Annotated in this window: 16 protein-coding genes and 1 tRNA gene; 1 reads left to right on the top strand and 16 read right to left on the bottom strand. The window is 46.3% G+C overall.

What is annotated here, in order from left to right; all coding sequences use genetic code 11:
- Positions 1 to 18: 18 nt before the first annotated feature.
- The 12 genes from nuoF to rpsO form a co-directional block, all read right to left on the bottom strand.
- The gene (nuoF, locus tag ICN49_RS07315; RefSeq protein ID WP_216167104.1) at positions 19 to 1,317 is read right to left on the bottom strand and encodes an NADH-quinone oxidoreductase subunit NuoF; all 1,299 of its coding nucleotides are present in this window, start codon (positions 1,315 to 1,317) and stop codon (positions 19 to 21) included.
- A complete protein-coding gene (nuoE, locus tag ICN49_RS07310; protein WP_216167102.1) occupies positions 1,314 to 1,820 on the bottom strand; it encodes an NADH-quinone oxidoreductase subunit NuoE in 507 nt (168 codons plus the stop codon). The genes nuoF and nuoE overlap by 4 nt, the downstream gene beginning before the upstream one ends.
- Positions 1,821 to 1,841: 21 nt before the next feature.
- On the bottom strand, positions 1,842 to 3,095 hold the full coding sequence (locus tag ICN49_RS07305) for an NADH-quinone oxidoreductase subunit D (RefSeq protein ID WP_216167100.1): 1,254 nt from the start codon (positions 3,093 to 3,095) through the stop codon (positions 1,842 to 1,844).
- Between the two features lie 3 nt (positions 3,096 to 3,098).
- A complete protein-coding gene (locus tag ICN49_RS07300; RefSeq protein ID WP_216167099.1) occupies positions 3,099 to 3,698 on the bottom strand; it encodes an NADH-quinone oxidoreductase subunit C in 600 nt (199 codons plus the stop codon).
- 1 nt (position 3,699) lies between these two features.
- Complete coding sequence (locus ICN49_RS07295) at positions 3,700 to 4,182, bottom strand: NuoB/complex I 20 kDa subunit family protein (protein ID WP_076024122.1); 483 nt, start codon at positions 4,180 to 4,182, stop codon at positions 3,700 to 3,702.
- Positions 4,183 to 4,187: 5 nt separating this feature from the next.
- A complete protein-coding gene (locus ICN49_RS07290) occupies positions 4,188 to 4,547 on the bottom strand; it encodes an NADH-quinone oxidoreductase subunit A (protein WP_216167097.1) in 360 nt (119 codons plus the stop codon).
- Positions 4,548 to 4,680: 133 nt separating this feature from the next.
- Positions 4,681 to 4,765: transfer RNA gene (locus ICN49_RS07285), tRNA-Leu, on the bottom strand.
- Between the two features lie 85 nt (positions 4,766 to 4,850).
- Positions 4,851 to 5,198 carry a preprotein translocase subunit SecG gene (secG, locus tag ICN49_RS07280; protein WP_216167095.1) on the bottom strand — a complete coding sequence of 116 codons (348 nt, stop codon included), beginning with the start codon at positions 5,196 to 5,198 and terminating at the stop codon, positions 4,851 to 4,853.
- A gap of 23 nt (positions 5,199 to 5,221) precedes the next feature.
- The gene (gene tpiA / locus ICN49_RS07275) at positions 5,222 to 5,980 is read right to left on the bottom strand and encodes a triose-phosphate isomerase (protein WP_216167094.1); all 759 of its coding nucleotides are present in this window, start codon (positions 5,978 to 5,980) and stop codon (positions 5,222 to 5,224) included.
- Positions 5,981 to 5,998: 18 nt separating this feature from the next.
- Entirely contained in the window at positions 5,999 to 6,997 is a 999-nt protein-coding gene (locus ICN49_RS07270; protein ID WP_216167092.1) for an NAD(P)H-quinone oxidoreductase, read from the bottom strand.
- A 20-nt stretch (positions 6,998 to 7,017) separates the two neighbouring features.
- Positions 7,018 to 9,198 carry a polyribonucleotide nucleotidyltransferase gene (gene pnp, locus ICN49_RS07265; protein ID WP_216167091.1) on the bottom strand — a complete coding sequence of 727 codons (2,181 nt, stop codon included), beginning with the start codon at positions 9,196 to 9,198 and terminating at the stop codon, positions 7,018 to 7,020.
- A gap of 269 nt (positions 9,199 to 9,467) precedes the next feature.
- Positions 9,468 to 9,737, bottom strand: a complete 270-nt coding sequence (gene rpsO, locus ICN49_RS07260) for a 30S ribosomal protein S15 (RefSeq protein WP_068948469.1) — start codon at positions 9,735 to 9,737, stop codon at positions 9,468 to 9,470.
- 216 nt (positions 9,738 to 9,953) lie between these two features.
- Between rpsO and ICN49_RS07255 the strand changes: the two genes are divergently transcribed.
- Positions 9,954 to 10,550 carry a lipid-binding SYLF domain-containing protein gene (locus tag ICN49_RS07255; RefSeq protein ID WP_216167089.1) on the top strand — a complete coding sequence of 199 codons (597 nt, stop codon included), beginning with the start codon at positions 9,954 to 9,956 and terminating at the stop codon, positions 10,548 to 10,550.
- A 2-nt stretch (positions 10,551 to 10,552) separates the two neighbouring features.
- Here ICN49_RS07255 and ICN49_RS07250 read toward each other — a convergent pair whose 3' ends face one another.
- From ICN49_RS07250 to ilvC, 4 genes are all read right to left on the bottom strand, one after another.
- On the bottom strand, positions 10,553 to 12,100 hold the full coding sequence (locus ICN49_RS07250; protein WP_216167088.1) for a 2-isopropylmalate synthase: 1,548 nt from the start codon (positions 12,098 to 12,100) through the stop codon (positions 10,553 to 10,555).
- A 237-nt stretch (positions 12,101 to 12,337) separates the two neighbouring features.
- Entirely contained in the window at positions 12,338 to 13,192 is an 855-nt protein-coding gene (gene pssA / locus ICN49_RS07245; protein WP_216167086.1) for a CDP-diacylglycerol--serine O-phosphatidyltransferase, read from the bottom strand.
- A 17-nt stretch (positions 13,193 to 13,209) separates the two neighbouring features.
- Positions 13,210 to 13,857 carry a phosphatidylserine decarboxylase gene (locus ICN49_RS07240; RefSeq protein WP_216167079.1) on the bottom strand — a complete coding sequence of 216 codons (648 nt, stop codon included), beginning with the start codon at positions 13,855 to 13,857 and terminating at the stop codon, positions 13,210 to 13,212.
- A gap of 49 nt (positions 13,858 to 13,906) precedes the next feature.
- Entirely contained in the window at positions 13,907 to 14,923 is a 1,017-nt protein-coding gene (gene ilvC / locus ICN49_RS07235; protein ID WP_216167078.1) for a ketol-acid reductoisomerase, read from the bottom strand.
- Positions 14,924 to 14,935 lie beyond the last annotated feature (12 nt).

Genomic DNA, 14,935 nt, shown 5'->3' with positions numbered 1-14,935 from the left:
TCCCGTGCTCAATATCTTTTATAAAGGTTGCGCAGAATCTAAGCAGCGCTTATGTTCTACGTGATACGCAAACTCATCCATGTAATGCTTCAACATGCCACGAACTGGCATAGCAGCTGCGTCACCCAAGGCGCAAATCGTACGACCCTGAATATTTGCCGCTACATCGTTGAGTAAATCCAAGTCTTCCGGACGGCCTTGGCCATGCTCAATACGGTGAACAATGCGCCACAACCAACCCGTACCTTCACGACATGGGGTGCACTGACCGCATGACTCTTCGTGATAGAAATAAGACAAACGCTCTAAGGCGCGCACCATGCAACGGGTGTCGTTCATCACGATTACCGCACCAGAACCCAACATCGAGCCTGCTTTAGCAATGCTGTCGTAATCCATAGTCAGATCCATCATCTGCGCACCAGGAACTACTGGCGCAGAAGATCCACCAGGAATCACCGCTTTAATCGCTTTCCCATCACGCATACCGCCAGCCAACTTCAAAAGCTCGGCAAAGGGTGTGCCCAATGGAATCTCATAGTTACCTGGATACATAACGTCGCCAGATACCGAGAAAATCTTCGTGCCACCGTTATTGGGTTTACCAAGCTCTAAATACGCTTGCCCACCAATGGCCATGATGAATGGCACGGCTGCAAATGTTTCAGTGTTGTTAATCGTCGTTGGCTTGCCATACAAACCAAAGCTTGCTGGGAAAGGTGGCTTAAAGCGTGGCTGACCTTTCTTACCTTCAAGCGACTCCAATAAAGCAGTTTCTTCACCGCAGATGTATGCACCCCAACCAGGAGATGCATGCAGTTGGAAATTGAAATCACTACCCAGAATTTTGTTACCTAAATAACCAGCGGCGCGAGCCTCTTCTAAAGCCTCTTCGAAACGAGCATAGGTTTCCCAGATTTCGCCATGGATGTAGTTGTAGCCAGTGCCAATACCCATGGTGTACGCACCAATGATCATGCCTTCGATCAATGCATGCGGGTTGTAACGCATGATGTCGCGGTCTTTAAAAGTACCCGGCTCACCTTCATCGCTATTACAGACTAGATATTTATCGCCTGGAAATTGACGGGGCATAAAGCTCCACTTCAATCCCGTTGGGAAGCCCGCGCCTCCACGGCCGCGCAATGAAGAAGCCTTTAACTCGGCGATGATGGCATCGGGAGCAACTTTGTCATTGATGATGCGGCGCAGCTGTTGATAGCCACCGCGGCTTTCGTAATCTTTTAAACGCCAGTTATCGCCATTCAATCCAGCAAGGATTAAAGGTTTGATATGACGATCGTGCAAGCTGGTCATGATGCTTTCCCTTCTGCACGGCACTCATTTAAGAGTGCATCAATCTTTTCTTTGCTCATAAAGCTACACATGCGCTTGTCATTCACCAACATCACCGGTGAATCACCGCAGGCACCCATGCACTCTCCCTCTTTTAAGGTAAAAGTACCGCAGGGAGTGGTTTCATTAAAACCAATACCGAGTGTTTCTTTAAGATAAGTTGCAGCTGTTTCACCATGCGTTAACTGGCATGGCAAGTTTGTACAGATCACCAACTTGTACTTACCAATAGGCTTGGTGTTGTACATGTTGTAGAAGGTTGCCACTTCATCAACGGCAATCGCTGGCATACCTAAGATGCTAGCAACAGCTTCGATGACTTCTGGAGAAACCCAACCAATTTCAGATTGCGCAGCGATCAGAGCGGCCATCACTGCAGATTGCTTTTGCTCTGGGGGATATTTCGCGACATTGCGCGCAATGTCTGCGAGCGTTTTATCGGAAAGTTGAAGAGTTGTTGTCATTAAATAATCCTTGGCGCGCTATTAGCGGTCAATCTCCCCGAATACGATATCTTGGGTACCAATAATGGTTACAGCATCAGCCAACATGTGGCCGCGTGACATCTCATCCATTGCGGAGAGATGCACAAATCCTGGAGCACGAATCTTCATGCGGTATGGCTTATTAGCGCCATCAGAAATCAGGTAAATACCAAACTCACCTTTTGGATGCTCAACTGCTGAGTAAGCCTCACCATCTGGGACGTGCATGCCTTCAGTAAAGAGTTTGAAGTGATGAATCAACTCTTCCATATTGGTCTTCATATCCACGCGCTTCGGCGGGGCTACTTTATGGTTATCGCTCATGACAGGGCCTGGGTTAGCTTTTAACCAAGCAATACACTGTTTGATGATGTGATTGGATTGATACATCTCTTCCATACGAATCAAGTAGCGATCATATGAGTCACCGTTTACACCGACTGGAATATCAAACTCAAGTTTGTCGTAAGTTTCATATGGTTGTTTTCTGCGCAAGTCCCACTCGATACCAGAGCCACGCAACATCGGGCCAGTGAAACCAAGCTGTAAAGCACGCTCAGGAGTGACAACACCAATACCAACTAAGCGCTGCTTCCATATACGGTTATCTGTTAAGAGATTGCAGTATTCATCCACATTACCGTCAAAGCGACTTGAGAATTCTTCAATGAAATCGAGCAATGTACCGCTGCGGTTTTCATTCAAACGCTTAATAGCGGATGCACTGCGAATCTTATTCTTGCTGTACTGCGCCATTTGATCTGGCAAATCGCGATATACACCACCTGGACGATAGTAAGCAGCGTGCATACGTGCGCCAGATACCGCTTCATACATATCGAAAATATCTTCACGATCACGGAAGGCGTACAAGAAGACTGCCATCGCCCCAACGTCAAGGCCGTGACAGCCAATCCACAAAAGGTGATTGAGCAAACGTGTCAACTCATCAAACATCACACGAATGTATTGCGCACGCAAAGGTACATCAACTTGCAATAACTTTTCAATGGCTAACACATAAGCGTGCTCATTGGACATCATCGAGACGTAATCCAAGCGATCCATATAAGGAACGTTCTGAATCCAAGTACGAGTCTCTGCTAATTTTTCTGTCGCGCGATGCAATAAACCAATATGTGGGTCAGCACGCTGAATCACTTCACCATCGAGCTCGAGCACTAAGCGTAATACGCCATGGGCAGCAGGATGCTGAGGACCAAAGTTGAGGGTGTAGTTCTTAATATCTGCCATGGCTTATACCGGATCTCCGTACTGCTCTTCCCTAATGACGCGTGGCGTAATTTCGCGCGCTTCAATGGTCACAGGTTGGTATACAACACGCTTGAGTTCTGGGTCGTAAATCATTTCGACATTGCCAGAGATTGGGAAATCTTTTCTAAATGGATGACCAACAAAACCATAGTCAGTCAGGATGCGACGTAAATCGTCATGACCTTCAAACAAGATGCCATAGAGGTCAAAGGCTTCGCGCTCAAACCAATTGGCACTATTCCAAACAGGCGTCACAGAAGCAACTACGGGATAGCTATCATCAGGTGCAAACGCACGCACACGCAAACGCCAGTTGTGAGCAATCGACAATAAATGGGACACCGCAGCGAAACGTTGACCAGTCCATGCGCCATCACGGAAACCTTGGTAATCGACGCCACATAGGTCAATGAGTTGTTCAAACGCTAAAGCAGGGTCATCACGCAAGAGCAATGCAGCTTCGTAATAAGTATCAGCATTGAGCGTAACCGTGACTTCACCTAAAGCAATCTCAATAGACTGAACGCGTTTATCTAAAACACGCTCGAGGTTTGCTGCAAGTTGATTTAAGCGATCTGACATCTCAAGCCTTCCGCGCAATGGTACTGGTGCGAGCGATCTTCGATTGCAATTGAATAATGCCGTAGATCAACGCTTCTGCAGTTGGAGGGCAGCCAGGAACATAAATATCTACTGGCACAATGCGGTCGCAACCGCGCACTACTGAATACGAGTTATGGTAATAACCGCCGCCATTGGCGCAGGAGCCCATGGAGATAACCCAACGTGGCTCAGGCATCTGGTCATAGACCTTACGCAATGCTGGGGCCATCTTATTAGTCAATGTGCCAGCAACAATCATTAAGTCAGATTGACGTGGAGATGGGCGGAACACTACTCCGAAACGATCTAAGTCGTAACGGGATGCGCCAGCATGCATCATCTCAACAGCACAGCAAGCCAGACCAAAAGTCATTGGCCATAAAGATCCATTACGGGTCCAGTTAATTAACTGGTCCGCAGTAGTGGTCACAAATCCTTCTTTAAGAACGCCTTCTAATGCCATATCTATCACTCCCAGTCGAGAGCGCCCTTTTTCCAGATATATACAAATCCCACAATGAATTCCAAAAGGAAAATCACCATAGAGGCGTAACCAAACCAACCAATATCACGTAGAGCGACACCCCATGGAAATAGGAATGCAGTTTCTAGGTCAAACAGGATGAAGAGAATGGCAATTAAGTAATAGCGCACGTCGAACTTCATGCGCGCATCTTCGAAAGCTTCAAAGCCGCACTCATACGGAGAGAGTTTTTCAGCATCAGGCCGCGAAGGGGCCAAAATTTTTCCGAGGAACATGGGGACTAATCCAACCCCAATACCTACGAGGATAAAAAGCAAAACAGGAAAGTAATTAGCGAGATTCAAAATAGTCCTGTGTTAATTGTCTGAAGCGCCTTATGAATAAACCAAATTATCAATGATTCCTACAGCTCACAAATTGATCTAAAACAAATTACTACTCATTACCACTCAAATTTCTACTTTAAATACATCTTTTTGGTGCCGACGGCGAGACTCGAACTCGCACAGCCTAAGCCACCACCCCCTCAAGATGGCGTGTCTACCAATTTCACCACGTCGGCATTTTTAAAACATGTCAATTCTACTGCATTGCACAACTAAAACCCCCTAAAAATAGGGGCAAAGAATATCTAAAAACCCACTTTTTTACTTAGGAACTGCAGGTTTTGTTGGATCTTGTGTAGGAGCCACTGGAGCTGCCACTGGTGCAGCTGCAGGCGCAACTGTTCCGGACAAAACGCCAGGATTTACTTCCTTCTTATTGCCAAGCCAAGTAATACCCAAGGTGCAAATAAAGAAGACCGCCGCAAAGATGGCGGTTGTGTGGGACAAGAAATTGGCAGAGCCACTGGCGCCAAATAAGCTACCGGATGAACCTGAACCAAAAGCGGCGCCCATATCAGCACCTTTACCCTGCTGGAGCAATACCAACAAGATGACCGCTAAAGCAGAAATAACCTGCAATACGATTAATAAAGTCTTAAACCATTCCATGACTTATCTCCAAATAAAAATATTTATGCCTGACAAATGGCCAAGAAATCCTGCGGACTCAATGAAGCGCCCCCAATCAATCCACCATCAATATCAGGCATTGCAAACAATTCAACGGCATTGTCTGGCTTAACGCTACCGCCATACAAAATTCCCACATGGGAAGCCACATCTTCATCAAACTCCGCTAACTGCAAGCGAATGGCGCGATGCATATCTTGTGCAAGTTGAGCGCTAGCTACCTTGCCAGTGCCAATCGCCCAAACGGGTTCATAAGCAATCAGGCAATCTGCTAAACGGTCTTGCAAAACAGCAACCTGCTTAGCAATTTGACCGCGTACTACTTCAACCGCCCTACCGGAATTTCGCTCATCAGCAGACTCGCCAACACAAATCACCGGAGTCATCCCATGATCGAGAACCTGCAAAGCCTTTTCTGCGACCAAGCCATCTGTTTCATGGTGCATATGACGGCGCTCTGAGTGACCAACGATCACATAGGTGCAACCCACTTCTTTAAGCATCGAGGCAGAAGTCTCGCCCGTGTAAGCACCAGAAACCTGAGCTGAAACATCTTGCGCACCCAAAGTCAGAAATGCTAAAGAGCATTGATCAATTAAGGCATCGCATTGAGCTAAATAAGGCGCTGGGGGACAAACAGCAAATTTACGACCTGCAGGCATCCCTTGCTCCATACCCTTGCAAACCGCTTTGATCCAGCTCTCATTACTGGCCAGACTGCCGTTCATTTTCCAATTGCCAATGACGATAAGTGGACGCATGACTTTTTGATCTATCTCTTAAACAGTCAAAACAATCTTACCGACATGTTCTGATGATTCCATCAAAGCATGAGCAGCAGAAGCTTGATCCATTGGGAAGGTTTCATAAATCACAGGCTTTAACTTACCTGCATCGAGCAAGGGCCAAATATGTGCGTGTAATTGCTGAGCAATTTGCTTCTTAAACGACACAGGGCGTGGACGTAAGGTTGAACCGGTAATCGTTAAACGACGACGCAAAATTTGATTGGTACTCACTTCTGCTTTAGATCCGCCTTGGATTGCAATAATCACAATACGGCCATCATCAGCTAAACAATCAATCTCACGTTGCACGTAAGCGCCAGTCACCATATCGAGGATGACATTAACGCCCTTACCGTCAGTGGCTTTTTTGATTTCTTCAACAAAATCTTGAGTCTTGTAATTGATCGCTAAGTCAGCGCCCAGCTTTACACAAGCAGCGCATTTTTCGTCTGTACCAGCAGTCACAAATACCTTATGACCCATGGCTTTAGCAATCAGAATGGCTGTTACACCAATACCACTTGATCCGCCCTGTACTAATAAGGTTTCGCCTTCAGACAACTCACCGCGCATGAAGACATTGCTCCATACAGTGAAAAATGTCTCAGGTAATGCGGCAGCTTCTTGATCGGTAAATCCTTTTGGATATGGCAAGCACTGCGCAATCGGGGCTGTACACAAATCAGCATACCCACCACCTTGCACCAAAGCGCAAACCTTATCGCCAAGCTTGAGACCAAAGGCATTATCAGCATGCGACAAGTCGCCACCAATAATTTCACCAGCGACTTCAAGTCCAGGAATATCAGATGCGCCTGCAGGCACAGGATAAAAGCCCTTACGTTGCAAAACATCAGGGCGATTAATGCCGGCTGCCAATACACGAATCAATATCTCGCCAGAACCAGCAGTCGGAACCGCTGGGTCTGGACGAGTGGTGGACACCAACATCTCTGGTGCACCAAACTCTTTAATCTCAATGACACGCATAGAAAAGCTCGCCTAAAGACTTAAGCAGTTTCGCCAGCGGATGGAGCAACTTCAGGAGCAGCTTCAGCAACAGCTTCAGTTGCGCCAGCTAAGGGAGCAATCGAGCCGCCTTCTTCAGCCATTGCAGCTTTAAGTGATAAACGTAAACGACCACGTTCATCAGCAGCTAATAACTTGACGCGAACCACTTGGCCTTCTTGCAAGTAATCTTTAACTTCTTTTACACGCTCAGTTGAAATTTCTGAGATGTGCAAGAGACCGTCTTTACCAGGCAGAATGTTTACCAAAGCACCGAACTCGAGCAACTTCACTACTGGACCTTCGTAGATCTTGCCTACTTCAGCTTCAGCAGTAATGCCTTCGATACGTGCTTTTGCTTCAGCCATTCCTTCAGCGCTAGTAGAAGCGATCGTGACAGTGCCGTCATCTTTAATATCAATGCTGCAACCAGTTTCTTTAGTCAAGGCTTGAATTGTTGCGCCGCCTTTACCGATGACTTCACGAATCTTGTCTGGATGGATCTTGAAAGACACCATACGTGGAGCATGAGCTGACAATTCTGTGCGAACTGAACCCATTGCCTCTTGCATCTTGCTCAAAATGTGCAAACGACCTTCTTTAGCTTGAGCTAAAGCAACTTGCATAATTTCTTTAGTGATACCTTGAACTTTAATGTCCATTTGCAAAGCAGTAATACCGTTAGCAGTACCAGCGACTTTGAAGTCCATATCACCTAAGTGATCTTCATCACCCAAAATATCGGTCAATACAGCAAAACGATTGCCGTCAAGAATCAAGCCCATTGCAACACCAGCAACGTGCGCTTTCACTGGAACACCAGCGTCCATCATTGCCAAACAGCCGCCGCAAACAGAAGCCATGGACGAAGAACCGTTGGATTCAGTAATCTCTGAAACTACACGAATGCTATATGCAAAATCTTCTGCACTTGGCAATACTGGAATCAATGCGCGCTTAGCTAAACGACCGTGACCAATTTCACGACGCTTTGGGCTACCTACACGGCCAGTTTCGCCAGTGGCGAACGGAGGCATGTTGTAGTGGAACATGAAGCGATCACGGTACTCACCTTCGAGCGCATCAATGATCTGCTCGTCACGTGCAGTGCCTAAAGTAGCTACTACAAGAGCCTGTGTTTCACCACGGGTAAACAATGCTGAACCGTGTGTACGTGGCAATACGCCATTACGAATTTCAATCGGACGCACAGTGCGAGTATCGCGACCATCAATCCGTGGCTCGCCATTCAAAATCTGGCTACGAACAATCTTGGCTTCGATTTCAAACAAGATGTCGTTAACTGCTACTGCATCAACATCACCATCTTCTTGCAACTTAGCTACTACTGTTTTTGTAATTTCTTTGAGCTTGTCTGAACGAGCACCTTTTTGACGAATCTGATAAGCCTCGCGCAATGGGCCTTCAGCGATTGCTGTGACCTTAGCAATAAATGGCTCATCTTTAGGAGCAGCAGTCCAGTCCCAATCTGGCTTGCCAGCTTCAGCAACCAATTCGTTAATGGCGTTGATAGCAGTTTGCATTTGGTCATGACCGTAAACAACTGCGCCCAACATGATTTCTTCTGATAATTGATTGGCTTCTGACTCCACCATCAATACCGCAGCCTGTGTACCAGCAACGATCAAATCGAGTGCGCTAGTGGCTTGCTCTGTACGAGTTGGGTTCAAGAGGTATTGGCCATCTGCGTAACCAACGCGTGCGGCGCCAACTGGGCCAGCGAATGGAATGCCTGAAATAGCCAAGGCTGCTGATGCAGCGATCAAAGCAGGAATATCAGAAGGAACATCAGGGTTGATAGACAACACATGAATCACAACTTGAACTTCGTTCAAGAAACCTTCTGGGAACAATGGGCGTAATGGGCGATCGATCAAACGGGAGATCAATGTCTCACCTTCTGATGGGCGGCCTTCACGACGGAAGAAGCCACCAGGAATCTTGCCTGCGGCGTACGTTTTTTCTAGGTAATCAACAGTCAACGGGAAAAACGATTGGCCTGGCTTTGCAGACTTTGATGCAACTACTGTTCCCATTACTACTGTGTCATCAACGTTAACAATAACGGCACCACCTGATTGACGAGCAATCTCGCCTGTTTCCATGGTTACTTGATGGTTGCCCCATTGAAAACTCTTTACTGATTTTTTAAACATTGTCATTCTGATCTTCTCCAAATTGTTCACGCAAAACTCACATGAGCACTGCGCTTGTCGTGGGATAAAGCAGTGTCACGACAACACTGGAGCGATTGAAGATTACAAGGGATGCCATTCCAGGGAGGCTCTGAATCAAACTTTCAGAAACTCATTGGAATGACACAATCCCCTATACAAATAATCTTGAAGCGCCCAAAAAACATGCCATCTGCTTAAGACTGGTTCCGTTACGAAACAACCCTAAGAAAGATGGCATTGCATACCAATAAGAATTACTTGCGGAGACCTAATTTGTCGATCAATGCGCGATAGCGATCCAAATCTTTGCCCTTGAGGTAATCCAAGAGGCGACGGCGACGTGAAACCATCTTCAACAAGCCACGACGGCTGTGATGGTCTTTAGCGTTAGCCTTGAAATGGGGGGTTAATTCATTGATGCGGGCTGTTAGCAATGAAACTTGAACTTCAGGGCTACCCGTATCGTTTGCGCTGCGCGCGTTTTCTTTGACGATTTCCGCCGTTTTAATATCAGCAACTGCCATTTTTAATACTCCTTACTTGCGAACACCTGAGCTTTCACCCAATCTGTGTCGTGCGTTATTAACAAAATAAAACAAAAAAGCTTTATAAATCAAAGCCCTCGAATTGTAGCAGACAGGACCTCAAAAATAGGGAATATCGAAGCTTCTGACCTTATGTTATAAATCTAATCTATGCAGTTAAATATAAAATATCCATATAAATCAATAACTTAAAAAATGTCCTCTATTTTTCGCACCCTAGCCACCCTCCTTATTTTCAGTTTTTGCCTTAATGAGCCCGTTTCTGCCCAATTCTCTTCTATTTTTGGTCCAGATAAGACTGTTGCGCAACAACGGGAAGATATCCTCAAAAAGAATCAAGAAATCCTGGCAAACCTTTATAAGGTACAACCCAAAGCCAAAGAAGCGATTGAAAAGGCCGTGGGCTATGCGACTTTTAGCAACTTCGGCATGAAAATACTCATCGCCGGTGGCGGAACTGGCACTGGGGTTGTCATCAATAAGGATTCCAAAAAGCCCATCTACATGGATATGGCTGAAGTACAGGCTGGAATTGGATTGGGTATTAAGTCATTTCAGAATATCTTTGTATTCCAAACTCAAGCAGCGCTCAATGATTTTGTGAACTCAGGCTGGACTTTTGGCGGACAAACTACCGTCTCGGCAAAGTATGAAAATAATGGTGACGCTTACCAGGATGCAGTAACAGTTTCGCCTGGAGTATTGATGTACCAACTCACAGACTCAGGCCTTGCCGCTGAGATCACCGGCAAAGGCACCAAGTACTATAAAGATACTGACCTCAATAAATAATCTTAAGGCGTCATCTGCGCATTGAGCTTGGCCTGGCTTGGGTCATGCAGCTTATTCAAAGCGGATAAATACGCTTTTGCAGAAGCGGCAATGATGTCTGGATCAGTACCAACACCATTCACAATGCGTCCACCTTTAGCTAAACGCACAGTCACCTCGCCTTGTGACTGAGTGCCCGAAGTAATAGCATTGACTGAATACAGTAATTGCTCAACACCGCTTTTCACGGTTGCCTCAATGGCATTCAAGCTCGCATCTACCGGGCCATTACCTTCTGCTTCAGAAGAAACTTCTTTCCCGCCCACCGTAAAAGTAATCCGTGACTTTGGACGCTCACCTGTTTCAGAGTGCTGGCTCATGGAGATAAAGCGATAGTGCTCTCCCTCTTCCGCTGCAGCAGAATCTGACATGATGGCAATAATGTCTTCATCAAAGATTTCTGACTTCTGATCAGCTAAAGCCTTAAAGCGCACAAACGCATCATTCAAATCGGCTTCAGCCTCTAAGGTGATGCCCAACTCTTGCAAGCGCTGCTTGAAGGCATTGCGACCGGACAATTTTCCCAACACAATCTTATTGGTAGACCAGCCCACATCTTCTGCACGCATGATTTCATAGGTCTCACGGGCTTTTAAAATACCGTCTTGATGGATGCCTGAGGCATGGGCAAAGGCATTTGCGCCAACTACTGCTTTATTTGGCTGCACCACAAAACCAGTAATCTGAGAAACCAATTTAGATGCAGGAACAATTTGCGTAGCGTCAATGCCGCAAACCATGTCAAAGTAATCGGTGCGAGTACGTAAAGACATCACGATCTCTTCCAAAGCGGTATTACCAGCACGCTCGCCCAAGCCGTTAATGGTGCACTCGATCTGACGAGCTCCACCAATCTTGACACCAGCCAAGGAGTTGGCAACTGCCATACCTAAATCGTTATGACAATGGACGGACCACACAGCTTTATCTGAGTTTGGTACCCGAGTGCGCAAGGTCTTGATAAAGTCACCGTACAACTCTGGAATGGCGTAACCAACAGTGTCAGGAATATTGATGGTGGTAGCACCTTCGTTAATCACGCCCTCCACTACTCTGCACAAGAAATCCATTTCTGAGCGGTAGCCGTCTTCAGCCGAGAACTCAATATCACTGGCCAAGTTTCTGGCAAAGCGAATGGAACGTTTTGCTTGCTCCAAGACTTCTTCAGGAGACATACGCAATTTCACGGCCATATGCAATGGTGAGGTTGCTAAAAATGCATGAATTCGTTTTGCATTAGCGGGCTTGAGTGCATCAGCCGCACGTGTAATGTCTTTATCGTTAGCGCGCGCCAATGAACACACAATGGAATCTTTAATGGCTGCGGCAACCGCAGAGATGGCCGCAAAGTCGCCTTCGGAGCTGGCAGCAAATCCAGCTTCAATCACGTCAACCTTGAGTCGCTCTAATTGACGGGCAATTCGAACTTTTTCATCCTTGGTCATCGAGGCGCCAGGAGACTGCTCGCCATCACGCAAGGTGGTATCAAAAATGATTATTTTGTCGCTCATCACTACTCTCCGGTTCAATGCTGCTTAAATATTCTGTTGCTCAATTTTTACATCAATCTTAAAAACAAAAACCCCAGCAATTTGCTGGGGCTGGTATGTGGTGGTTAATGAATTACTGTGATCTCATCAACTCAGGCCTTACCCGCCCCAAGCTTTAGGCTTAGTGCTAGTAGAAGGAGGCCGGTTAAAGGTGAGAAATTCATAAACATGGATTAAATATAACCTAAATATTCCAAATTAGCTAAAACGACGTCCACTGAAGCGCTCCCACGCCCAAATGACGTAACCAGAGATGGAGTAGACAACAAACAAGCCAAATAGGGTCAAGGGTGGATTTGAGGAAATCAAAACAAAGGTCAAGATCATCAAGACCATCACCCCAAATGGCACGCGGTAGCGCACATCCAAGGCCTTGCCACTATAAAAACGCGCATTAGAAACCATAGTCAAGCCGGCATAGACTGCAATAAAGAAGGTAATCCACGGAATCAAAGTGTCTCGCACCGGAATCTTATTGTCATCAGCCAACCAAATAAATCCAGCCATTAATGCACCGGCAGCTGGGCTTGGCAAACCTTGGAAAAACTTTTTATCGACTACGCCCGTGTTCACATTGAAACGGGCTAAACGCAAAGCGGCACCTGCGCAGTATGTAAAGGCAGCTAACCAGCCCCACTTACCCAAATCTTTTAATGCCCACTCATAAGCCACTAAAGCAGGAGCAACACCAAAGGAAACCATATCAGCAAGCGAATCATATTGCTCACCAAAAGCACTTTGAGTATTGGTCATACGGGCAATCCGGCCATCCATGCCATCCAAAACAAGAGAAGCAAAAATGGCGATAGCAGCAACCTGGAACTGGTCGTTCATCGCATTGACGATGGCGAAGAAACCACTAAATAAAGCTGCGGTAGTAAAAGCGTTTGGCAGCAAGTAAATACCTTTGCTGCGAGGGCGAGGCTTTTCGTGTAACTCTTCTACTTCAAAATCAATGCCATCGCCCAGATCCTCTGCCCACTGATCTTCGTTACGTGGAGGACGAGTTAAGCGACTACGATCGATGCGGCCACGACGGCGAAATGTACTCAATGATGATCCCAATAAGGTTAATCAAGACCCGGTAAGCGGGCTAAAGCAGTATTTGTAGAAAATACCTTATCGCCAACACTCACCAAAGGTTCGGCTGTTAAGGGTAAATATACATCTACCCGCGAGCCAAAGCGAATGAAGCCATAGCGCTCACCTGCTTTGAGACGATCGCCGACATGGATATAACAAAGAATACGGCGGGCAATTAAACCGGCAACCTGGACCAAAGTCACAATTTGACCGTTAGCATCAATGACTACGGCATTGCGCTCGTTCTCAGTAGAGGCTTTATCTAAATCGGCATTCACAAACTTGCCTGGAAAATACTGAATTTCTTTTACCAAACCATTGACTGCGCTACGGTTGGAGTGAACATTAAATACGTTCATGAACACGCTAATCTTGAGTGCTTCACGACCTGCATATGGATCATTGGTTTTTTCAACAACCACAATACGACCATCTGCCGGGGATAACACCAAATCACGACCTAAAGCAGCAATGCGCTGCGGGTCGCGAAAAAACTGCAGAACAAACAAGAAAATAATCCACAGTGGCCATGACCATGCAATGCCACCGAGATAGTGAGCAAGCAAAGTCACAACTCCCACTAACGCTAAATACGGCCAACCTTCTTTCGCAATAATGGGGTGTGGATACATCATCTTTATTCTGAGCCTTTTTATTACTTCTTACTGCTGATTAAATGATTGCTTAGTTCTTAGTCTGGTCAACCAATTTGTTTTTAGCAATCCAAGGCATCATGGCGCGCAACTTAGCACCAACTATTTCGATGTCATGCTCTGCATTCAAACGACGACGTGAAATCAAAGTAGGTGCACCTGCTTTATTTTCCAAGATGAAGCTCTTGGCATACTCACCAGTTTGAATATCTTTCAAGCACTGACGCATTGCATTCTTAGTATCTTCAGTCACAACGCGTGGACCAGTAACGTACTCACCGTACTCAGCATTGTTAGAGATAGAGTAGTTCATGTTGGCGATACCACCTTCGTAGATCAAGTCAACAATCAACTTGAGCTCATGTAAGCACTCAAAGTAAGCCATCTCCGGAGCGTAACCTGCTTCAACCAAAGTCTCAAAACCAGCTTTGATCAATTCCACTGCGCCACCGCAAAGAACAGCCTGCTCACCGAACAAATCGGTTTCAGTTTCTTCACGGAAGTTTGTTTCGATGATGCCGGCACGACCGCCGCCGTTAGCAGTGGCGTATGACAAAGCAACATCACGAGCTGAACCAGACTTATCTTGGTAAACAGCGATCAAATGAGGAACACCACCGCCTTGTGCATAAGTACCGCGCACAGTGTGGCCTGGAGCCTTAGGAGCAATCATGATCACGTCCAAGTCAGCACGTGGCTGAACTTGACCATAGTGAACGTTAAAGCCATGAGCGAATGCAAGAGCTGCACCCTGCTTAATATTGGCGTGAACTTCTTTGTTGTACACATCAGCAATTTGCTCATCAGGCAAGAGCATCATCACAACGTCAGCATCTTTAACAGCTTCAGCAACTTCTTTAACGCTCAAGCCAGCATTAGCGGCCTTGCTCCAAGAAGCGCCATCTTTACGCAAACCGACAGTCACTTTAACGCCAGAGTCGTTCAAGTTCAGGGCATGGGCATGTCCTTGTGAACCGTAGCCAATGATGGTGACTTTTTTGCCTTTAATGAGGGACAAATCAGCGTCTTTATCGTAAAAAACTTTCATGCTCTTTCCTTG

Source organism: Polynucleobacter finlandensis (assembly GCF_018881755.1).
GTDB lineage: Bacteria > Pseudomonadota > Gammaproteobacteria > Burkholderiales > Burkholderiaceae > Polynucleobacter > Polynucleobacter finlandensis.
The sequence above is the reverse complement of the archived record's forward strand: the minus strand, read 5'-3'. Positions and strand labels throughout refer to the sequence as shown.